This is a genomic window from Paenibacillus rigui, assembly GCF_002234615.1.
In the GTDB taxonomy this organism is placed as follows: Bacteria; Bacillota; Bacilli; order Paenibacillales; family NBRC-103111; genus Paenibacillus_S; species Paenibacillus_S rigui.
This window is the reverse complement of sequence record NZ_NMQW01000029.1, coordinates 1-22,260: the sequence shown is the minus strand read 5'-3', so window position 1 is coordinate 22,260 and position 22,260 is coordinate 1. Positions and strand designations below refer to the sequence as shown.

The following is a 22,260-nucleotide window of genomic DNA, read 5'->3' as shown; positions in this document are numbered from 1 at the left end:
TGTACTATCCTCACATATGTCGTTCATGCTGTTATTTCAAATGTTTCGCAATTTCTTTGACCGCACCCACCAACCGCCGCACTTCATCCTCTGTCGTGAAGTATCCCACACTGGCGCGAACAGCTCCTCTTTCAAGCGTACCCACCATTTCATGGGCAAGCGGTGTACAGTGATAACCTGCGCGAACCGCGATTTGAAAAGACTGGTCCAAAATAAAAGCTACCTCTGAGGAATCCGCTTGGTTTACATTAAACGCTACGATCCCTGTTCTATTTTGTCCCAAATCAGGCCCTAACAGCTCAACACCATCAATTCCCTGCAATTCGGCCATCAAAGCTTGGGTTAGCTCCCATTCCTTACGATGAATTCGTTCCACCGTTTCTTTAAGGATGAATTTCACGCCCTCGTTCAACCCAGCAATCCCTACCGTATTTTGTGTTCCCGATTCATATCGATCAGGCCTAACCGTCGGTTGATCAATTGCCTCGGATTGACTTCCTGTACCCCCATGCAGAAGCGGCTCCAGCTCCAATTCAGGGGCTATATACAACCCGCCAGTACCTTGAGGACCGAGCAATCCTTTGTGGCCCGGAAATGCAAGCATATCAATCCCCATACGAGCTACATCAAGTTCAAGAATACCTGCAGATTGAGCAGCATCGACAAGAAACCTTACCCCTTTTTTACGGCAAAGCTCCCCCATTTGTTCCACCGGAAGAATGCTTCCCAGCAAATTCGAGCTATGGCTGCAGACAAGAAGAGACGTTTTATCGGTAAGGGCGTTAGCCACGTCCTCTATATCCAGCTCACCTTTTGCGTTCGTTTTTACATATGTAATTGATATACCTTTGGTTCTTTTCAAATATTCCAATGGCCTTCGTACCGAATTATGCTCCACCGCGGTACATACCACATGATCGCCTGCTTGTACAAATCCTTTGATAGCTTGATTCAACGCCATTGTCGTATTTAAGGCAAAGGATATATCATTAGGATTTTTGATTTTAAACAATTTAGCCAAATGCTTTCGCGTTTCAAACAACACACGACTCGCCTTAACAGCCATCTGATGACTTCCCCGTCCCGGGTTAGCCGAGTAATGGAGCATGCATTCCTGCATCGCCTGCAGGACTTCCGGAGGTTTGGGCCAAGAGGAAGCCGCATGATCAAAATAAGCTACTTCACTGCTCATAACATCACCTTCCTTCACAAAAAGTAGCATACCTAGGATGCCCTAAATGACCAGGCAATAACAAGGTATGCTACATCTTTCAATGAGACAAATTAGTTGCGCCTTCAGAACATAAGACGTTGTTAAGAAATTCGGCCTTGCAGCAGCTCAAGCAAACGATCAAGGTCTTCCTTCGAATAATATAACAACTCAATCTTGCCCTTATTGTTGTTATGTTTAATTTTAACCGTAGTGCGATAAGCCTCGCGTAAATTTTCTTCCAGTTGATTAATATACGGATCTTTACGTTTAGACTTCGTTGGAGCCTTTTTCGAATTCACCTTTTCTTCAAGCCGCTTCACTTCTTCTTCAAGCTCCCGAACGCTCCATTGATCCTTAATAGCTTGTTCAGCCAACGATTTAATCAATTTTGCATCCTTCAAGCCAACGATTGCCTTTGCGTGTCCCATCGTCAATGTTCCACGTGAAACATACTGCTTTACTTCTTCCGGAAGATGAATCAACCGCAAAAAGTTGGCAATGTGGGAACGGCTCTTCCCGACTTTTACAGATAGCTCTTCTTGTGTAAGTGAAAACTGATCCATTAATGATTGATAAGCGACAGCGATTTCCATGGCATTCAAATCCTCGCGCTGTACGTTCTCAATTAATGCAATTTCCATAACCTGCTGATCCGTAAACTTTTTGACTACAGCCGGTATGGTTGCCAAGCCGCATACTTGTGACGCACGGAATCGACGCTCACCGGCAATAATTTCATAACCTTTAAGAACCGTTCTAACAATGATCGGCTGAATAACTCCATGTTCTTTAATCGAAGCAGCCAAATCGTTGATCGTATCGTCATGAAATGTTCGTCTAGGCTGATATGGGTTCGCTCTTAGCTGCGATAGCGGAATTTCCACGACTTTATCGTCGTCATTAATGCTTAATGCAGGAAGCAGAGCATCCAGTCCTTTTCCTAACCGTTTACTCAAAGCGCGATCACTTCCTTTGCAAGCTCCATGTAAACTTCGGCCCCTTTGGAACGGGGATCGTAAGTAATGATGGATTGCCCATGGCTGGGCGCCTCGCTTAATCTAATATTCCGGGGAATAATCGTTTGATAAACCTTTTGTTGAAAATATTTCTTTACTTCTTCAATAACCTGCATGCCGAGATTCGTTCTCGCATCAAACATCGTTAGCAAGACGCCCTCTATTTGAAGCGTTGTGTTCAAATGCTTCTGAACCAAACGCACGGTATTCAACAGTTGGCTTAACCCTTCGAGAGCGTAGTATTCGCATTGAATCGGAATAATAACGGAATCCGCAGCCGTCAAGGAGTTCACCGTCAAAATACCTAGAGATGGCGGACAGTCGATAAGAATATAATCGAACATATGCTTCACTAGCTGCAGCGATTTTTTGAGACGAACTTCGCGCGAGATCGTAGGTACTAACTCAATTTCAGCCCCTGCCAGCTGAATGGTTGCAGGGATGATTTTCAAGTTAGGGATCGCCGTATCCACCATTGCATCCTTGGGGTGGATATCATTAATGATTACATCGTAGATACAATAGACGACATCAGCTTTGTTGACCCCGATTCCACTCGTGGTGTTTCCTTGGGGATCAATATCGACCAAAAGAACTCTTTTCCCTAAGGAAGCCAAAGAAGCACCTAAGTTAACGGATGTCGTTGTTTTGCCCACCCCGCCCTTTTGGTTCGTAATTGCTATAATCTTAGACAAAATCATTTCACCTCAATAACATACTTGTACAAACATGGCACTACGCATACAAATCAATCCCAAAACTAGAAGTATCCCAGGGTAACATTAGCTATCACAAAACCTACAACAAGCAACACCAAACCACAAAGGCAAATGCAACGAATCAGAAGCCATGGATCATCCCTCATCCTATACGATTGCGTCAGCAACCCATATTAGAAGCATGCATTTTATCCACTTGATCGCAGTAATAAGCTGCCGAGCTTATCCTTTCTTGCCCAAGCAAGGAACAACGGCTTCGCCATCTTTCAAGATGAGCGACCGCGTTCTATGGATGGTTTTATCGCCAAATATAATTTCCACATCCGATGACCTCGAAAGCTTATAAATTGCGGTAAAGAAAAGCTCCTTTACGGAGCTTGTACCATGCATTATGTTTTTGTAAATCTATCCCCTATCATACTACAAAAACTATCTTTTTGGTATCTTGATTACAATTTCATAGTGATCCTCAAAATCCTGCTCTGTCGTATTGATTTGCAAGCCTGAAGACGTAACCATATCGACAGACTGCCTAATCGTATTCAAAGCAAGACGCACATCTTTGGAATAAGAAACTCGCTTCGCCTTCTTCAATTTCACAGTCTCTTTCAAAAATTGAATCCGCGCCTCTGTCTGCTTCACGTTCAATTCCTTGGATAAAATATCCTCCAGAACCTTGATCTGCAGCTCCTCTTGATCCAAAGAAAGCAGCGCGCGCGCATGCCGCTCTGTAATTTTGCGCTCCATTAAAGCAGCTTTAACAGGCTCGCTTAAATTAAGCAATCTGATTTTGTTTGCGATCGTGGATTGGCTTTTCCCCAGACGCTGGGCCAAGCTTTCTTGTGTCAACGAATGCAGATCAATCAGCTGCTGATAAGCTAGCGCTTCTTCAATCGCCGTTAACCCTTCACGTTGAAGGTTCTCAATTAATGCGATAGAGGCTGCTTGAGAATCATTGAAATCACGAATAATAGCCGGGATGGTGTCCAGACCAAGCTTTTTGACAGCTCTCCAACGGCGTTCGCCAGCAATCAACTCAAATGCATTTTCCCTCATACGAACTACGATCGGCTGTATGACGCCATGAGTTTTAATGGTCTGACACAGCTCATCAATTCGTTCATCATCGAAAATCGTTCTAGGTTGATATGGACTTGGGATAATGTCGCGGATTGAAATATTTTTAATTTCATCCGCCGTGGCTTTTTCCGAAAATCCAAACAATTTTGAGATCTGTTCTTTCATTAATTTATCCACCCGATCTTTTGCCGTAAATAAGAAACTTTTTAGAGAAAAGAAAGCTGTACGTCCAACCTCGTCAGACACTTTCTGATCGCAAGAACAGCTGACCGCCATCAATAACCAACTATTGGGGGACTGCTCTTGAACGCTTTTCCTATTCTTACCTTGCTACTTACTAATTCTCCAGCAATTTGAATTTTCCTGCATCCGGCTGGGGTCCCACTTATTATATTTAGTAAATTGACGCAAAGATTTCATAGTTTAATATAAATAGACTATTTATACATATAATTATGAAAAAAAGGCATGCATAAGGCACCCTTTTCTTCGTTCATTTTATTTAGCTGTACGACATATTTGTTTCACGTGGAACATACTTCTTTTTACACGAGTGGTGATTTTAAAGGAGTTCCAGCTTTTCGTGGATACTTACTTGGCGTCGCCGATTGCTTCCCGATCATTACCAAATGTCTTACTGATGCTTCACTATCCGGCAAAACGAAACGATTCGTATGTAAAATTACACCCTTCAGCTGTTTCAAGCTATAAGCTGCTTCCTTAATTTCTTCAGCAGGCTCATTGCCTTTCATAGCAATAAATTGTCCGTTTACCTTGCAAAAAGGAAGACAAAACTCATTCAACACGGCCAGCCTTGCAACAGCCCTTGCTGTAACCAGATCATATTGGTCACGATGCTTATATATTCGTGCTACATCTTCTGCCCTACCATGAATACAGCTTACATCATTTAATCCAAGACGCTCTGACAAGTGATTTAAAAATTGAATTCTTTTATTCAAAGAATCCACAATGGTGACTTTTAGATGAGGAAACGCTATTTTTAATGGAATGCTCGGAAACCCTGCCCCTGATCCAATATCAGCAATATTTTGCTTATCAGACATCGATGTAAAAAAGGAAACGGAAAGAGAGTCGTAGAAGTGTTTCACATACACTTGCTCTCTCTCCGTAATGCCAGTCAGATTCATCTTCTCATTCCACTCGACCAATTCCTTGTAGTACGTCTCGAATTGATCGAGCTGATGAGCTGTTAAATCAATATGTTGTTCCTTGCACCAACCTACAAATTGTGTTTGTATAGAATCCATTATTTAACCCCTGGCTGCAACCACTTTATTGTAATGTTCCAGATGAACAAGCAAAATCGAAATGTCTGCCGGTGTAACTCCCGAAATCCGGGATGCTTGACCGATCGAGATCGGGCGAATTTTCGCAAGCTTTTGTTTCGCTTCCGTAGCAATACCGTGAATTTCATCGTAACGGATATCATCCGGAATTTTCTTTTTCTCCATCTTGTGCAGACGATCCACTTGAGCAAGCTGCTTTTCAATGTACCCGGTATACTTCACTTGAATCTCTACTTGCTCCATCACTTCCTCAGACAGCTCTACTGGAGCCGGAGAAATGCTGTGAATATGAGCATAGGTGACTTCCGGACGGCGAAGCAATGAGATCAAATCAACCGAGTTGTTAATTTCCGCACTGCCCAAAGAAGCCAGCATGGCTTGAGTTTCGGATGGTTTAACCTTTGTCGTTTTCAAACGCTCGGTTTCCTCTTCGATTTGTTGTACTTTCAACAGGAACTTCTGGTAACGCTCCTCTTTGATCAACCCGATTTCATATCCGATAGGCGTCAATCTTTGGTCCGCATTGTCATGTCTAAGCAGCAGACGATATTCCGCTCTGGAGGTTAGCAGACGATACGGCTCGTTCGTTCCCTTGGTCACGAGATCATCGATCAACACGCCAATGTAGCCCTGCGAACGGTCCAGAATGACCGCTTCTTTGCCCAAAACTTTACGCGCCGCATTAATTCCGGCCATAACCCCTTGACCTGCCGCTTCCTCATAACCGGATGTTCCGTTAATTTGTCCGGCTGTGAACAATCCGCTCACGACTTTCGTTTCAAGCGAAGGCTTCAGCTGCGTTGGAATAACAGCATCGTATTCGATCGCATAGCCGGTACGCATCATTTCTACTTTTTCCAGACCCGGAATGGAACGCAAAATGTCCAGTTGAACATCCTCAGGCATACTTGTGGAAAGACCTTGAACATAGTACTCCGAAGTATTGCGGCCTTCCGGCTCCAAGAAAATTTGATGCTTTGGTTTATCGCTGAAACGGACAATTTTATCCTCAATGGATGGGCAATAGCGCGGTCCTGTCCCCTCGATCGCACCGGAGAACATAGGAGCGCGATGCAAATTATCGTTAATAATTTGATGCGTATCTTCTGAGGTATACGTTAACCAACATGGCAGCTGATCCGGAATTTCCTCTGTCGTTTCAAACGAGAAAAACTTCGGCTTTTCATCGCCCGGCTGAATAACCGTTTTACTAAAATCAATCGTGTCCTTATGAACACGCGGCGGAGTTCCGGTTTTGAAGCGAACCAGCTCCAAGCCGATATCCTTCAAAGATTGCGACAGCTTCACCGACGGCTGTTGGTTGTTCGGACCACTCTCATACATGAGCTCCCCCATAATCACTTTGCCGCGCAAATAAGTTCCGGTTGTGATAACAACGGCGTCTGCCATATATTGCGCACCTGTTTTGGTAACAACCCCTTTAATGACGCCATCTTCAACGATGAGCTCTTCGACCATACCTTGACGCATCGTCAGCTTGGGCTCGTTCTCCATCGTTTGTTTCATCGTGTGCTGATACAAAAATTTATCTGCCTGGGCACGAAGCGCATGAACGGCAGGACCTTTCCCTGTGTTCAACATCCGCATTTGAATATACGTTTTATCGATATTCCGCCCCATCTCTCCGCCCAGGGCATCGATTTCCCTTACAACATGGCCCTTCGCCGGACCACCGATCGAGGGATTGCATGGCATAAAAGCAACCATATCCAGGTTAATAGTAATCATTAACGTTTCACAGCCCATACGAGCTGCTGCGAGTGCAGCTTCACAGCCGGCATGTCCGGCCCCAACAACAATCACATCATATTTTCCTGCATTGTAGCTCATTTCTATTCCTCCTCTTTCACAACCTGCAAATATATATATTACTTACCCAAACAAAATTGGGAGAAAATTTGATCAATCAAGGAATCGCCGACAGAGTCACCGATGATTTCACCGAGAAATTCCCAAGCGTTGCGAATGTCGATTTGAACCATGTCTATAGGAACAAAAGCTTCGGTAGCCTGGAACGCCTCCTGTAAGGAGCTGCTTGCCTTTTTCAATAATGAAATGTGCCGCACATTGCTCACATAAGTCAGGTCACTTGATTCTACCTGACCGCTGAAGAAAATACTAGCGATAGCTTTTTCCAAATCAGCGATTCCTTGCTGCTCTAGCAGCGACATTCTAACCACGCGTTCGGATGGAAAATGAGCGGTCAATTGATCCATCTCCAACTGCTGAGGCAAATCCAGTTTGTTAACGATGACAATCGTTTGCTTCTCCTTCAACTGCTCAATCAGCTCCAGCTCATCCGGCTGCAGCCGCTCAGCCCCATTGAACACCAGTAGAATCAGATCCGCATCGACTAGGGCACTCTTCGACTTTTCTACCCCTAATTGTTCGACAATATCTGACGTTTCCCGAATCCCTGCCGTATCCAGCAGCTTCAGAGGAATGCCGTTGACATTGACGAACTCTTCGATAACGTCTCTCGTCGTTCCCGGAATGTCAGTCACAATGGCCCGATTTTCCTGCGCGAGTGTATTCAGCAGCGATGACTTACCGACATTCGGTTTCCCAACGATAGCTGTAACAATGCCTTCACGAAGGATTTTCCCCTGATGCGCAGTAGTTAATAGCCGCTCAATCTGTGCCATCGCAGCATTACACTTCTCTTTAATGAACGCATTCGTCATCTCTTCGACATCATGCTCAGGGTAGTCGATGTTCACTTCAATATGTGCCATCAGTTCAACCAAGTCATGGCGAAGCGATTTGATCTGTTTGGACAGCGTCCCTTCGGACTGCTTCATCGCCACTTTGTAGGCCCGGTCCGATTTCGCCCGAATCAGGTCGATGACGGCTTCCGCCTGGGACAAATCAATTCGGCCGTTTAGGTATGCCCTTTTTGTAAATTCCCCGGGCTCGGCAAGACGAACATCGAATTCGAGCAATAGGTCCAACACTTTTTTTACCGAAATGAATCCTCCATGACAGCTGATTTCCACTACGTCTTCCATCGTAAAGGACCTGGGGGCTCTCATGACAGTTACGAGAACCTCATCAATGCGGGATTTTGTCGCCGGTTCTTTAATCCAGCCATAATGCACCGTATGCGTGGCCACCTCAGAAAGTTTATCTTTACCGAAAAACACCCGATCAACCGCAGCAACCGCCCCATCCCCGCTTACCCGAATGACCGCGATTCCACCCTCACCGAGTGGAGTCGATATAGCCGCGATAGTATCATGAATCATAGCTGCACCTCAATCTCATAGGCTGTAAATTGAAAAAAAGCAATGAGTCATAACCATGACATCATTGCAGCGATAGCGTTGTTTATCTGAATACGATGACCACTCTGCGATTTGGCTCCTCACCCCTGCTGAACGTGCGAACCTTCGGATGCTCCTGCAGCTTCGCATGAATCACTTTGCGCTCTTGTGGCGACATGGGTTCAAGCACAACTTCCTTTTTCGTCCGGATGACCCGATCCGCAAGCCGTGCGGCCAGGTCCTCCAATGTTTTTTTACGGCGTTCCCGGAACTGCTCCGCATCCAGTACAATGCGCAAATGTGAATTTGAATAGCGGTTGGCTACAATATTCACCAAGTATTGAAGCGCATCCAAAGTTTGGCCGCGGCGGCCGATCAGCATGCCCAGCTCCGAACCGTATAAATGCAGCTCGATACCGTCTTTATCCGATTTCTTCTCAATGCGTACTTCCAAGCTCATCGTTCTAAATACATCGTTCAAAAAAAATATGGCTTCTTCTACAGCATCGGGTATAAACTCCAATTCCACTTTCGCTTCCTTGGTGCCAATGAGGCCGAACAGCCCTCGAGAGGGCTGCTCCAATACCGTCATTTTTACCCGATCCTCCGTGGTATTCCATTGTTGAAGTCCGTTTTTTACAGCTTCCTCAATCGATTTCCCCGTAACCACCATTTTCTTCATTTTGATTGGCCACCCTTATTTTGAGATCCACCATAAATAAAGTAATTTTGAATGATCGTGAAGATGTTGCTGTAAATCCAGTACAGCGGAAGCGCGGATGCGAAGTTCATTGCCATCACGAAAATCATGACAGGGAAAATGAACATCAGGTTTTTCATTTGCGGATTCATCTGAGAGGACATCGTCTTCTGCTGGATGAAGGTCGTTAATGCCGCGAGCAATGGCAAAATGTAATAAGGGTCCTTCGTGCCAAGCTGCATCCATAGGAAGGAATGTTCGGCAATGTTATGATTTCTCATGATCGAATTATACAACGCGATAAGAATCGGCATTTGAACGATCAGCGGCAAGCAGCCTGCCAACGGATTGACACCGTTCGTTTGAAACAGCTTCATCGTCTCTTCTTGCTGTTTTTTCGGATCATCTTTAAATTTTTGTTTCAGCTTGTTCAGCTCGGGCTGCAGATCCTGCATTTTCTTGGAGCTTTTATACTGCTTCAGCGTAAGCGGTAATATGATAAATCGAATAATAATCGTTACGACTAAAATAGCCAATCCATATGAACCCCATAGCACATTTGCAAACCAGTCCAGCACATCGGCCAGCGGTCCGACGAAATACTTGTCCCATATTCCGTTTTCCGGATTAATAGGAGTGGTTGCCGGAGTACAGCCTGCAAGCAGCAGGAACATGAAAAGCAACGGCAAATAGGTAGCAAGTCGACGCGTCAAAATAATATCCTCCTATAGTTTCTTTTCCAATAATAAACTATACCATATCTCTCCCTAAAAAAGAAATGGCTCCGCCTATTTTCGAACCGTCATCGAGGCTCTTTTAAATACATGAAGAATGCTCTTTTCCACTTCCTGATAACTCATGCCGACAACAGGCTTGCGGGCAATCAATATGTAATCGTAGCCGCCGGAGAATCGATGCACGTTCAAACGCACGACTTCTTTGACAAGACGCCGGATCCGGTTGCGAACAACCGCATTGCCCAGCTTTTTGCTCACCGAAATGCCAAGACGAAATGACTCCTGCTGAGGCCTCATATAATAATATAGAACAAACTGGTGATTCGCAGACGATTTTCCGCCGCGGTACACCTTGTCGAAGTATTCTCTTTTCGTTAATCTGTTTTTCTTTTCCACTATGAACTCTCCCTATTCCCCAGGGTCCATTCGCCAAAACAATAACTAGCCTGTACGGAAACAGGCCATTTTATGCCGCTGCCGTATGAAGGCAACAAAAAAAGCCACCTGACAGTGGCCTCTTGTATTATGCGCTCAATACTTTTCTTCCTTTTAGACGACGAGCAGCCAGTACTTTACGGCCGTTTTTCGTACTCATTCTTTTACGAAAGCCGTGTACTTTTTTACGTTTTCTTACATTCGGTTTAAATGTAGGTCTCATCAATCATGCACCTCCTCGAGGAAAATCCATTCCCAAAAATACCTCTTAACATTAAACCATCATATAAGGGAAAAGTCAACTTCCCGGTTTCACAAAGTTTTCCCAGTCGACTTCTGTCAAATGCGCACAAAGAAACGCCTGTGTATAAAAATTAACGCGAATTCGCGGCATTTGTCGAAATAATAACAGATTATTAACAATATCTAGTGTTGTGTATAACAGTTACACACAATCTATAGAAGATGTGGATAAACACAAACATTTCATTGATTAACATAGCATATTTTGATATCATAGTTATGCTCATCCTGTGGATAGGATGTATTTATCAACTTTTTTATCAACAGGCTGTGGATATCTTTGTGAACAATTTGCACGCCTTCTGTATAATAGTTACTAACAACCTATGGATCATGTGGATACATTCCGACATAACCCGCGTTTTTTCTACACCCGTATGGCTTACGCCACACCGCTTATTTTTTTGAAGGAGTGAATACATTGTGGAAAGCCATCCCAACGAGCAATGGCTGCAAGTCCTTTCCATTATTCAAACAAGGCTGAGTAAACCTAGTTTTGAAACCTGGTTTACATCCACAAGAGCCGTGGTTTTTAACGAATCGAAGGTCGTGATCTGTGCGCCGAACAATTTTGCCAGAGAGTGGCTGGAGAATCGGTATACCAAGCTGATCAAAGATACGGTGTTTGATTATATGGGCAAGCCAGCGGAAGTAAAATTTATAATCGAATCGGATGAAGATAAAACCGCCGGTGTCCCCTCCTCCCCGCCGACCGTCCCTGCCAAAGTTCCACCCGCTGCTCCGGAAGAAACGTTCAGTCATATGATGAATCCGAAGTATACATTTGATACTTTCGTTATCGGATCGGGCAACCGTTTTGCTCATGCCGCGTCACTAGCTGTCGCCGAAGCGCCGGCGAAAGCCTATAATCCGTTGTTTTTATACGGAGGCGTAGGATTAGGCAAAACCCACTTGATGCATGCAATCGGACATTATGTGCTCGAGCACAATCCGAGTGCCAAGGTGCTGTATATCTCGTCCGAAAAATTTACGAATGAATTTATCAATGCCATCCGGGATAACCGGGGCGAAAGCTTTCGTAACAAATACCGTAACATTGACGTGCTGCTTATAGATGATATTCAGTTCCTGGCCGGAAAAGAACAAACGCAGGAAGAATTTTTCCATACGTTTAATGCCCTTCACGAGGAACGCAAGCAAATTATTATTTCCAGTGACCGGCCGCCTAAGGAAATCCCGACGCTGGAGGAAAGACTCCGTTCACGCTTTGAATGGGGATTGATTACGGACATTCAACCGCCGGATTTGGAAACAAGAATCGCAATTTTGCGCAAAAAGGCGAAGGCCGAGAACCTGGAAATCCCTAATGAGGCCATGGTTTACATAGCCAATCAGATTGATTCCAACATTCGTGAGCTGGAGGGCGCGCTCATCCGCGTTGTCGCCTACTCTTCTTTGATTAATGAAGATATCAGCTCGCACCTTGCTGCCGAAGCGCTGAAGGATATTATTCCAAGCAGCCGCCCCAAAGTGATTACGATCCAGGATATTCAGCAAAAGGTCGGAGAATTTTACGGGCTTAAGCTGGAGGATTTCAAAGCAAGAAAGCGGACCAAGATGGTTGCTTATCCGCGGCAAATTGCCATGTATTTGGCTAGAGAGATGACTGACTTTTCTCTTCCGAAGATCGGCGAGGCGTTCGGCGGGCGTGATCATACGACAGTCATTCATGCGCATGAGAAAATATCGGTTGCTTTAAAGACGGATCCAGAGCTGACCAAAATTATTCAAAATTTAATGGAAAAAGTGAAAAACGTAACGATGTAGCCGAAGCATGCTTATTTTGCTTTGCAAACACATCTGCATAACTATGGGCCTATGCACAATCTATTCACATGTGGATAGGCTTTCGTTTTGTGCTTATTTTCCACATATCCACATATCCACGGCCCCTACTACTATTACTAAATAAAAACATGTATTATAGAGGTATATGGCCATCTCCATCATCTTCGAATTTATAGGAGTGACAGTATGAAATTAACGATCTTGAAAGAACACCTGAACGAATCGATTCAACACGTATCCAAAGCCATTTCCAACAAAACGACGATTCCTATTCTTAGCGGGATTAAAATAGATGCCGACTCCAGAGGATTGACTTTGACAGCGAGCGATACGGATATTTCCATCCAGAGCTTTATCCCCAAGGAAAAGAACGAGCTCAGCATTATCCAAATGGAGCGTCCGGGCAGTGTTGTTCTTTCATCCAAGTTTTTCGTTGAGATTGTACGCAAGCTGCCTGCACAACAGGTGGAAATTGAAGTGAAAGACCATTTTCAAACGATAATCCGTTCCGGTTCCTCCGAAATCCAACTGGTGGGCTTGGATCCGGAGGAATATCCGACACTGCCGAGCATTGAAGAGAACCGTCGCATTCAATTGCCAAGTGATTTATTGAAAACAATGATCAAACAAACCTCTTTTGCGGTTTCGACGAATGAATCGACACCTATTTTGACAGGTATTTTGTGGACGATTGCCGATCAAAAGCTAAAATTCACCGCCTGTGACCGCCATCGTCTCGGAAGCCGTGAAACACCGGTTGAGGTCGATGCTAATTTTCAGTTAAATAATATTTCCATCTCCGGTAAAACCTTAAATGAGCTATCCAAAATTTTGCCGGATCAAAATACGCTGATCGATGTCATTTTTGCTGAAAATCAGGTGTTATTTAAGCTCAGCTCGATCCTGTTCTACACGCGAATCCTGGATGGGACTTATCCGGACACTTCCAAGCTGATCCCGCAATCGTATCAGACAGAGATGGTTATTAATGCACAGCAGCTGGCCGAAGCGATTGACCGCGCTTATTTGCTGTCCCGCGAAGAGAAAACGAATATCGTGAAGCTGATTATGCGTGAGGATCACACGATCGAGGTTTCCTCCAGCTCCTCTGAACTGGGAAAAGTGACGGAACAGCTGGAAGTACAGAGCCTGACGGGCGAGCTCTTACGTATTTCGTTCAACTCGAAATATATGCTGGATGCCCTGAAGGTGATGGACAGCGAGCTGATCCGGATCGGGTTCACCGGTGCGATGCAGCCGATTATCATTCGTCCGGAAGAAGCGTCTACGCTGCTGCAGCTCATTTTGCCGTACCGTACGACCAACTAATAGATTGCTCTGGAGGCAACAATCATGAAGACAATTTCCATACACACGGATTACATTACCCTTGGTCAGTTTCTAAAACTGGCCGATTGTATTTCTACGGGCGGACAAGCAAAAAGCTTTTTACAGGAAACGGCCATATGGGTCAACGGAGAGCCGGAGAATCGCCGCGGCAAAAAGCTTGTGGATCAAGATAAGGTTCGGGTTGAAGGCTGTGGAGAATTTGTTGTGGCGCGTTATTAACATGTGAATAAAGCGGCGAAAAGCCTGTAGGAGGAACCGCTTTGCAATTGAAAAAGCTGTCTTTGCAGCATTATCGCAATTACGACGAGGTTTTTTTTGAAACCGATCATATGGTCAACATTATCGTGGGTCCCAATGCACAAGGTAAAACGAATCTGTTGGAATCCATTTTTGTTTTGGCACTTACGAAGTCCCATCGGACGCACCAGGACCGGGAGCTGATCCAGTGGGATGCCCCCCATACGCTGCTGCACGCAGAGGTGGAAAAAAAATACGGCACGATTACGCTTGACCTCATGATTTCCCAGCAAGGGAAGAAGGCCAGGATTAACGGACTCGAGCAAAAGAAACTGAGCAACTTCATAGGCTCCTTGAATGTTGTCATGTTTGCGCCTGAAGATTTGGAAATTGTCAAAGGCTCTCCTTCAGTCCGCCGTCGTTTTTTGGATATGGAGCTGGGTCAGGTCCATCCCGCCTACTTATACGATCTTTCCCAATATCAGAAAATACTTGCTCAACGCAATCAGTATTTAAAGCAATTATTCACCACCAGAGATACAAAAGCGGCATTATTGGATGTTTGGAATGAACAATTGGCGCAATTTGGTATTAAAATCATTAAAAAACGTCAAAGCTTTATAAAGAAGCTGCAATCCTGGGCGGAAAAGATTCATTCGGGCATTACCGCAGGTAATGAACAGCTCCGAATTGTCTACTCCACAGCCTTTGACGACGCGGTTCTTGAAGATGAATCTGTTTTATTTGACCAATTTATGATAAAGTTATCACAGGTGAAAGAACAGGAACTTCGGCGAGGTGTTTCTTTAGTTGGTCCGCATCGGGACGATCTGTTGTTTTATATTAACGACAAGGAAGTGCAAACGTTCGGCTCCCAAGGCCAGCAAAGAACAACGGCTCTCTCTTTGAAGTTGGCAGAAATCGAATTGATCCGGGAAGAGGTTGGAGAATATCCGATCCTTTTGCTGGATGATGTGCTGTCCGAATTGGATCAGTACCGGCAGACGCAGCTGATCGAAACTTTTCAGAATAAGGTGCAGACCTTTATAACAACGACCGGCATTGAAAGCATAGATTTGGCAAAACTGGAAAGCGCTTCTGTTATTCATGTGCGAAACGGAAGCTTGACATAGAGCAACGAAGGTTAGTTTCAACCAAGTCTCACGTAAGGAGATGGCCAATATGTTCATCCATCTGGGCGGAGAAAAAATTATTCGCGCATCCGAGCTCGTTGCCATATTCGACTTATCCATCGAAAAATCTTCGAAAATTTCAAAGCAATTTGTCAGCTTCGCGATCAAAGAGAAACGGGTGGAAGTGATCGGCGAAGAAGAAAGCAAATCGCTCGTGGTCACGCAGTCCAAAGTATATTACTCTCCAATCTCATCCATGACCTTGAAAAAACGGGCGCATCATCTGTTAACAAACTAGATTTTACCTTGGAAAAGTGGGTGTCAACATGTCTGTGAATCAAAATACGTATGATGAAAGTCAGATACAGGTGCTCGAAGGTCTTGAAGCTGTTCGTAAACGTCCGGGGATGTATATCGGATCGACCAGCGGCAGAGGTCTTCATCATCTTGTTTGGGAAGTCGTTGATAACAGTATTGACGAAGCTTTGGCCGGTTTTTGTACGAAGATCGAAGTCATCGTCCATAAGGATAACAGTATTACCTGTATCGATAATGGTCGTGGGATTCCCGTTGGTGAGAATGTAAAGCTGAAGAAGTCAACGCTGGAGGTTGTCCTTACCGTGCTTCATGCTGGCGGTAAATTCGGCGGTGAAGGCTATAAAGTATCGGGCGGTCTTCACGGTGTAGGTGTGTCCGTCGTTAATGCCTTGTCCAAAAAGCTCATCGCGCAAGTAAAACGGGAAGGCAAAATTCATCAGCAGGAATACCAGCGCGGCATTCCTCAGTATGATTTGAAAGTGGTAGGCGATGCAGAGGAAACCGGTACAACGATTACCTTTTGGCCGGATGAAGAAATCTTCACGGAAACAACAGTATATGACTATGACACGCTGCAATCCCGTATCCGGGAATTGGCGTTTCTGAATAAAGGAATCGAAATTTCTTTAGTGGATGAGCGTACGGATGTAAGCAATACGTTTATGTACGAGGGCGGTATCGTCTCATTCGTTGAGTTTTTGAATCGCAATCGCGAGTCGGTGCATGAGCCGATCTATACGGAAGGGTCAAAGGACTCCATCCAGGTCGAAATCGCTCTCCAGTATAACGACAGCTATACGGAGAACATTTATTCGTTTGCCAATAACATCAATACCCATGAAGGCGGTACGCACGAGTCTGGCTTTAAAAGTGCGCTGACGCGGATTTTGAATGATTATGCGCGCAAATATAACGCAATCAAAGACAGTGATTCGAACCTTTCTGGCGACGATGTACGCGAAGGCTTGACTGCGATTATTTCCGTCAAAATTCCAGAGCCTCAGTTTGAAGGGCAGACGAAGACGAAGCTCGGCAACAGTGAGGTTCGCGGCATTGTCGAGTCCCTTTTCTCGGAGAAGCTGAATGAGTTTTTGGATGAAAATCCGGCTGTAGCCAAAAAAATTATTGAAAAAGGCGTGCAGGCTGCACGTGCCCGCGAAGCAGCGCGCAAAGCCAGAGAATTAACCCGGCGTAAAAGTGCTCTGGAAGTGAGTGCTTTGCCAGGTAAGCTCGCGGACTGCTCCTCCAAGGATGCTTCCATCAGCGAGATCTATATCGTTGAGGGTGATTCAGCGGGAGGCTCTGCCAAACAAGGGCGTGACCGTCATTTCCAAGCTATTTTGCCCTTGCGAGGTAAAATTTTGAACGTAGAAAAGGCAAGACTGGACCGCATCTTATCCGATACGGAGATCCGGGCGATGATCACGGCACTAGGTACTGGTATCGGAGATGATTTCGATATTTCGAAGGCCCGTTACCACAAAGTCATTATCATGACGGATGCGGACGTCGATGGTGCTCATATTCGGACGCTTCTGTTGACCTTCTTCTATCGCTACATGCGGAAGCTGCTGGATGCAGGTTATATTTATATAGCTCAACCGCCATTGTACAAGTTGGAGCGCAACAAGATCATTCGTTATGCCTACAATGACAAACAGCGTGAGATTATCATGCAAGAATTTGGGGAAGGCAGCAAGGTGAATGTACAGCGTTATAAAGGTCTAGGTGAGATGAACCCAGGACAGCTGTGGGAGACGACAATGGATCCGGAAAGCCGTACACTGCTGCAAGTAAGCATTCAAGATGCGATTGAGGCTGATTCCATATTTGATATGCTCATGGGCGAGAATGTAGAGCCGCGCAGAGACTTTATTCAGAAGCATGCGAAATATGTTAAAAATCTGGACTTCTAATGGACCATCACGGATGTCCGGATTAACTGTAGCCCAGAGAATCGGGTTGTGGGCGCTCGCCCTAGTGTTGCTATGGCTGACACCGGGATTGTTTCGGCAGCCGCCGATCACTCTCTATACGGATAAGGTCACGGTGCTTGCTTATCATCATATAGACGATTCGGCAGACGGGATGGTTACGATACCGACCCGGTTGTTTCACAGCCAGCTAACGGATTTGGTTCAGAGAGGGTACCATTTCATCACACTCACGCAGTTTAAACAGTTTCTGGCTGGGGGGACGGTGCCTCCCAATGCAATTCTAGTTACATTTGATGACGGGTACAAAAGCTTTTATACGAATGCTTACCCCATTCTCAAAGCTATGAATATCCCGGCCGTCAACTTTGTGATTACGAAGGATTTGGAGCATCCCGAGCAAAGCCGCATTCCCTCGCTGTCCCGTGACGAAATCCGGCAAATGACTCGTGAGCACGCAGGGATCGATGTGCAATGCCATACAGATAGTCTGCACGACACTGCCCCTAATGGAGGGGCTCTCTTTACGACAAGGCTGAATAACGGCTCCGTTGAAGAGACGGAGCAGGCCTTTCGTCAGCGGATTATTGAAGATACCGAACGATGCCGGGCAAAGCTGGGACAGCTGTACGAAAGACCGATTGATTCCTTTGCCTATCCATTCGGCATTTATGATACGCAGTCTGCCGAGCTGCTTAGGGAAGCAGGCATCGCGTATGCTTTTACAACCTACAGCGAGATTGCATCGCGCCAGGCAGATCCATTACAGATTCCGCGAATAAATGCGGGGAGTCCTTTTATCAAGTCGAATTCATTAAATAATTTAATTATAAAACGTCTCCATCAACAGAAATGATCAAGTTTTGCCCTTAGGAGGTAAACCATGTCCGAAGAACAACGTTCACAAATAAAAGATATCGATATCGGCTCGGAAATGCGGACTTCCTTTATCGATTATGCGATGAGTATCATCGTAAGCCGCGCCTTGCCCGATGTAAGGGACGGTCTGAAGCCGGTGCATCGCCGTGTTTTGTTTGCGATGTCTGAGCTCGGCATGTCTCCGGACAAGCCGTATAAGAAGTCGGCCAGGATTGTTGGTGAGGTCATCGGTAAGTATCACCCTCATGGTGATGCTTCTGTATACGGAACCATGGTTCGGATGGCTCAAGACTTCTCGCTGCGTTATACGCTGGTAGATGGCCATGGAAACTTCGGTTCTATCGACGGAGACTTTGCCGCGGCTATGCGTTATACCGAGGCACGCTTATCCAAAATTGCGATGGAGCTGCTGAGGGATCTGAACAAAGAAACAATTGATTTCGTACCCAACTACGATGGTGAAGAGCATGAACCTGCTGTTCTTCCTGCACGTTTCCCTAATTTGCTGGTGAACGGAAGCTCGGGTATTGCCGTTGGGATGGCAACGAATATCCCTCCGCATAACTTGAGCGAAATTATTGACGGAGTCCATCAGCTGATTGAGAACCCGGATGTAACACCGCTTGAATTAATGGAATCGATTAAAGGTCCCGACTTCCCGACCGGCGGCTTTATTATGGGCCGTGAAGGAATTAAGCAGGCTTATAGCACAGGTCGCGGTTCGGTTACGATGCGAGCCAAAACGACCATCGAAGAAAACAACAATAAAGCCCGTATCATTGTCAATGAGCTGCCTTATCAAGTCATTAAAGCCCGTCTGATCGAAAAGATCGCGGAGCTTGTCCGTGATAAGAAAATTGACGGGATTACTGACCTAAGAGATGAGTCCGATCGCAACGGGATGCGTATTGTCATCGAGCTGCGTAGAGATGTTAATCCTAATGTCGTTCTGAACAATTTGTTTAAGCATACAGCCTTGCAATCCAATTTTGGGATCATTATGCTGGCGCTTGTTAACGGAGAGCCTAAAGTACTCAACCTGAAAGAAATGCTGTTCCACTACCTGGAGCACCAGAAGGAAGTCATTCGCCGCCGGACGGAGTTTGACTTGCGTAAAGCGGAAGCCAGAGCGCATATTCTCGAAGGTTTAAGAATCGCGCTGGATCATCTGGATGAGGTTATCGCCTTGATCCGCCGTTCTCAAACGACCGAGGAAGCCCGTGAAGGGTTAATGGATCAATTCTCGTTGAGTTTAGATCAAGCTCAAGCGATTTTGGACATGCGTTTACAGCGCTTGACCGGATTGGAACGCGAGAAGATTGAGGCTGAATATGCTGAGCTTCTGAAAAAAATTGCAGAGTACAAAGCGATCTTGGCCGATGAGAAACTGGTTCTTGCTATCATTAGCGATGAACTCAAAGAAATTAAAGAAAAATTCGGAGACGAGCGTCGTTCCGAAATAACTTTTGGTGGAGACAGCATTGAGGATGAAGACCTGATTCCGCAGGAAGATGTCATCATCACCATTACGCATACGGGTTATGTTAAACGTCTGCCTGTTACTACTTACCGCAGTCAAAAGCGGGGCGGAAAAGGCGTCATCGGGATGGATACGAAAGATAATGATTTCGTAGAGCATCTGTTCGTGACCAATACGCACCATTTCCTATTGTTCTTTACGAATAAAGGGAAAGTGTATCGTCTTAAAGCATATGAGGTACCGGATTTAAGCCGTACCGCCCGGGGAACGCCGATTATCAATTTGCTGCAGATTGAGCAAGGTGAGACGATCAATGCGGTCATTCCGGTAGAAGGTTTTGAGTCCGATCAGCACTTGTTCTTCGCAACCAAGAATGGTCTAGTGAAGAAGACGCCTCTGAACGATTACGGAAACATTCGTAAGGGGGGGCTGATCGCAATCACTTTGCGTGAGGACGATGACTTGATTGGTGTGAAGCTGACTGACGGCAATCAGACAATCATTATGGGGACCAAGCAAGGGATTTCCATTCACTTCCCTGAGAAGGAAGTACGCCCAATGGGCCGTTCCGCTACAGGGGTAAAAGGAATCCACATCGGAGACGACGATGCGGTTATTGATATGGACGTTGTCGATATTAATAACAGTGTCTTGATCGTAACGTCCAAAGGCTTTGGAAAAAGGACGCCTGTATCCGAGTACAGACTTCAGTCGCGTGGCGGTAAAGGGATTAAGACGCTAAATGTGACACCTAAGAATGGACCTGTTGTCGGTCTGAAGATTGTAAGGGACGACGAGGACCTTATGATCATTACGGCTCTGGGAACGATTATTCGTACCAGCATGTCGGGGATCTCGATGATGGGCCGCTATACTCAAGGTGTGAAGCTGATCAACATCCGTGATGAAGATGAAGTGGCCACTGTGGCGCGAGTTGAGAAAAGCGAAGAGCCTTTAGAGGATCATGAGGGCGACGAGGATAACGGCCAAGAAGGCATCGAATAATTTTCATGAAAAATTGATGCATATTTTCGGCAATGAGATGAGAATGGGGGTTACATCCCCATTCTTTTTCGTTTAGAATAATATTGATACGACAGAAAGTTAGGTGAGTGTGATTCATGGCGATGGTCCTAGTTTCCCAGTTGAAACCCGGCGAGAAGTTAATCGAGCACGTTCAGACCAAACGAGGCAATCTATTACTACCCAAAGGGAAAATCATTACCGAAAAGGAAATCGAAATATTAAAGGCATTCCTCATCCCGGCCATTGCTATTGAATCCAAAACAACGGATCAGCAAGTCAAAGATGCGGTTGCAGAAGAAACAGTATCTGTGTCGAAATCCAACCCTTTTTACGATGAGTATGATAAAATGCTTGCTTTGCTTAGAAAGCTGTTTACCTCGGTAAGTGGGGAGAACCCCCAAATATTTGAAATTAGGACACAGCTTGAAACATTGCTTCAACATATCGACCAATATCATATTCTGACGTTCACACCGAAAATGTTTCAACTTACTGACTACATATATCATAATAGTATCATGGTGAGTCTCACATCGTATTGCCTTGCCAAGTGGCATGGACTCCCTTCGAAAGACTGGATTCCTGTAGCATTGGGAGGTCTTCTTCATGATATAGGCAATGCTAAGGTTGATTCCCATATTCTCTTTAAGCCTGACAGTTTGACGAAAGAAGAAGTCGAAGAAATGAAGAAGCATACAATCATCGGCTATAACTTTTTGAAAAACGTAAAGGCAATTAGCGAAGGCGTTAAGCTTACTGCTCTGCAGCATCATGAACGGGAAGATGGCTCCGGATATCCTCTTGGAGTGAAGGGGGAGAACATACACCTCTATTCCAAAATCGTGGCGATCACAGATATGTTTCATGCCATGACTAGCGATCGTTATCATAAAAAAGCGTCTTCTCGTTATATCGTTTTGGACCAACTCTTTACCGAATCTTTCGGAAAGCTGGACCCTTCATTAGTCCAAACGTTTATCCAAAAAGTAACCCAATTCCATAATGGAGTTTTGGTCAAGCTGAGTGATAACCGTATTGGTGAAATTGTATTCTCCGATCGGACCCATCCAACCCGCCCTTGGGTCAATGTAAACGGGGATATTATAAACCTAACAACGGAAAGAAGCCTATACATCCAAGATGTCATTCGAAAATAAACTTAGATTAAACACTTGACTCTAAAGGCAATCTTATGATAAATTAATCTTCGCTGCTTTTGCAGGGGAGATTTTTTTAATTTTTGAAATGATTTAAAAATAAAAAAAGACTTGCAATCGAGTAGGCGAATGTGTTATAT

Annotated in this window: 20 protein-coding genes; 9 read left to right on the top strand and 11 right to left on the bottom strand. The window is 45.1% G+C overall.

The genetic code is table 11. The features are described from left to right. Positions 1-31 precede the first annotated feature (31 nt). The 11 genes from CF651_RS20020 to rpmH form a co-directional block, all read right to left on the bottom strand. Positions 32-1,192, bottom strand: coding sequence for an aminotransferase class V-fold PLP-dependent enzyme (locus CF651_RS20020; protein WP_094016649.1), 1,161 nt, complete (start codon positions 1,190-1,192; stop codon positions 32-34). A gap of 122 nt (positions 1,193-1,314) precedes the next feature. Next, entirely contained in the window at positions 1,315-2,169 is an 855-nt protein-coding gene (locus tag CF651_RS20015) for a ParB/RepB/Spo0J family partition protein (RefSeq protein WP_094016648.1), read from the bottom strand. After that, complete coding sequence (locus CF651_RS20010) at positions 2,166-2,924, bottom strand: ParA family protein (RefSeq protein WP_094016647.1); 759 nt, start codon at positions 2,922-2,924, stop codon at positions 2,166-2,168. The genes CF651_RS20015 and CF651_RS20010 overlap by 4 nt, the downstream gene beginning before the upstream one ends. Positions 2,925-3,377: 453 nt before the next feature. Beyond that, positions 3,378-4,193 (bottom strand): nucleoid occlusion protein, encoded by an 816-nt coding sequence (noc, locus tag CF651_RS20005; protein WP_094016646.1) that lies wholly within the window; start codon positions 4,191-4,193, stop codon positions 3,378-3,380. Between the two features lie 380 nt (positions 4,194-4,573). Then, on the bottom strand, positions 4,574-5,299 hold the full coding sequence (gene rsmG / locus CF651_RS20000) for a 16S rRNA (guanine(527)-N(7))-methyltransferase RsmG (RefSeq protein WP_094016645.1): 726 nt from the start codon (positions 5,297-5,299) through the stop codon (positions 4,574-4,576). A 3-nt stretch (positions 5,300-5,302) separates the two neighbouring features. After that, positions 5,303-7,189: a tRNA uridine-5-carboxymethylaminomethyl(34) synthesis enzyme MnmG gene (mnmG, locus tag CF651_RS19995; RefSeq protein ID WP_094016644.1), complete on the bottom strand. Its 1,887-nt coding sequence runs from the start codon at positions 7,187-7,189 to the stop codon at positions 5,303-5,305. 38 nt (positions 7,190-7,227) lie between these two features. Beyond that, on the bottom strand, positions 7,228-8,604 hold the full coding sequence (gene mnmE / locus CF651_RS19990) for a tRNA uridine-5-carboxymethylaminomethyl(34) synthesis GTPase MnmE (protein WP_094016643.1): 1,377 nt from the start codon (positions 8,602-8,604) through the stop codon (positions 7,228-7,230). 82 nt (positions 8,605-8,686) lie between these two features. Beyond that, on the bottom strand, positions 8,687-9,304 hold the full coding sequence (jag, locus tag CF651_RS19985; RefSeq protein ID WP_094016642.1) for an RNA-binding cell elongation regulator Jag/EloR: 618 nt from the start codon (positions 9,302-9,304) through the stop codon (positions 8,687-8,689). Beyond that, a complete protein-coding gene (gene yidC, locus CF651_RS19980; protein ID WP_094016641.1) occupies positions 9,301-10,035 on the bottom strand; it encodes a membrane protein insertase YidC in 735 nt (244 codons plus the stop codon). The genes jag and yidC overlap by 4 nt, the downstream gene beginning before the upstream one ends. A gap of 75 nt (positions 10,036-10,110) precedes the next feature. Beyond that, positions 10,111-10,455 (bottom strand): ribonuclease P protein component, encoded by a 345-nt coding sequence (gene rnpA / locus CF651_RS19975; RefSeq protein ID WP_094016640.1) that lies wholly within the window; start codon positions 10,453-10,455, stop codon positions 10,111-10,113. Positions 10,456-10,582: 127 nt separating this feature from the next. Next, positions 10,583-10,717 (bottom strand): 50S ribosomal protein L34, encoded by a 135-nt coding sequence (gene rpmH / locus CF651_RS19970; RefSeq protein WP_010502230.1) that lies wholly within the window; start codon positions 10,715-10,717, stop codon positions 10,583-10,585. A gap of 503 nt (positions 10,718-11,220) precedes the next feature. Here rpmH and dnaA point away from each other — a divergent pair. The 9 genes from dnaA (at position 11,221) to CF651_RS19925 (ending at position 22,120) form a co-directional block, all read left to right on the top strand. Next, positions 11,221-12,585: a chromosomal replication initiator protein DnaA gene (gene dnaA, locus CF651_RS19965; RefSeq protein WP_094016639.1), complete on the top strand. Its 1,365-nt coding sequence runs from the start codon at positions 11,221-11,223 to the stop codon at positions 12,583-12,585. Between the two features lie 207 nt (positions 12,586-12,792). Continuing rightward, positions 12,793-13,935, top strand: coding sequence for a DNA polymerase III subunit beta (gene dnaN / locus CF651_RS19960; protein WP_094016638.1), 1,143 nt, complete (start codon positions 12,793-12,795; stop codon positions 13,933-13,935). Between the two features lie 24 nt (positions 13,936-13,959). Next, positions 13,960-14,175 carry a S4 domain-containing protein YaaA gene (gene yaaA / locus CF651_RS19955; protein ID WP_094016637.1) on the top strand — a complete coding sequence of 72 codons (216 nt, stop codon included), beginning with the start codon at positions 13,960-13,962 and terminating at the stop codon, positions 14,173-14,175. A 41-nt stretch (positions 14,176-14,216) separates the two neighbouring features. Continuing rightward, on the top strand, positions 14,217-15,326 hold the full coding sequence (gene recF / locus CF651_RS19950) for a DNA replication/repair protein RecF (RefSeq protein WP_094016636.1): 1,110 nt from the start codon (positions 14,217-14,219) through the stop codon (positions 15,324-15,326). Between the two features lie 49 nt (positions 15,327-15,375). After that, positions 15,376-15,624 (top strand): extracellular matrix regulator RemB, encoded by a 249-nt coding sequence (gene remB / locus CF651_RS19945; RefSeq protein ID WP_094016635.1) that lies wholly within the window; start codon positions 15,376-15,378, stop codon positions 15,622-15,624. 28 nt (positions 15,625-15,652) lie between these two features. Next, positions 15,653-17,560, top strand: coding sequence for a DNA topoisomerase (ATP-hydrolyzing) subunit B (gene gyrB / locus CF651_RS19940; RefSeq protein ID WP_094016634.1), 1,908 nt, complete (start codon positions 15,653-15,655; stop codon positions 17,558-17,560). Further along, entirely contained in the window at positions 17,538-18,434 is an 897-nt protein-coding gene (locus CF651_RS19935; protein WP_245856059.1) for a polysaccharide deacetylase family protein, read from the top strand. Before gyrB ends, CF651_RS19935 begins: the two co-directional genes overlap by 23 nt. 27 nt (positions 18,435-18,461) lie before the next feature. Beyond that, positions 18,462-20,942: a DNA gyrase subunit A gene (gene gyrA, locus CF651_RS19930; protein ID WP_094016632.1), complete on the top strand. Its 2,481-nt coding sequence runs from the start codon at positions 18,462-18,464 to the stop codon at positions 20,940-20,942. Positions 20,943-21,058: 116 nt separating this feature from the next. Continuing rightward, positions 21,059-22,120, top strand: coding sequence for an HD-GYP domain-containing protein (locus tag CF651_RS19925; protein ID WP_094016631.1), 1,062 nt, complete (start codon positions 21,059-21,061; stop codon positions 22,118-22,120). Positions 22,121-22,260: the final 140 nt, after the last annotated feature.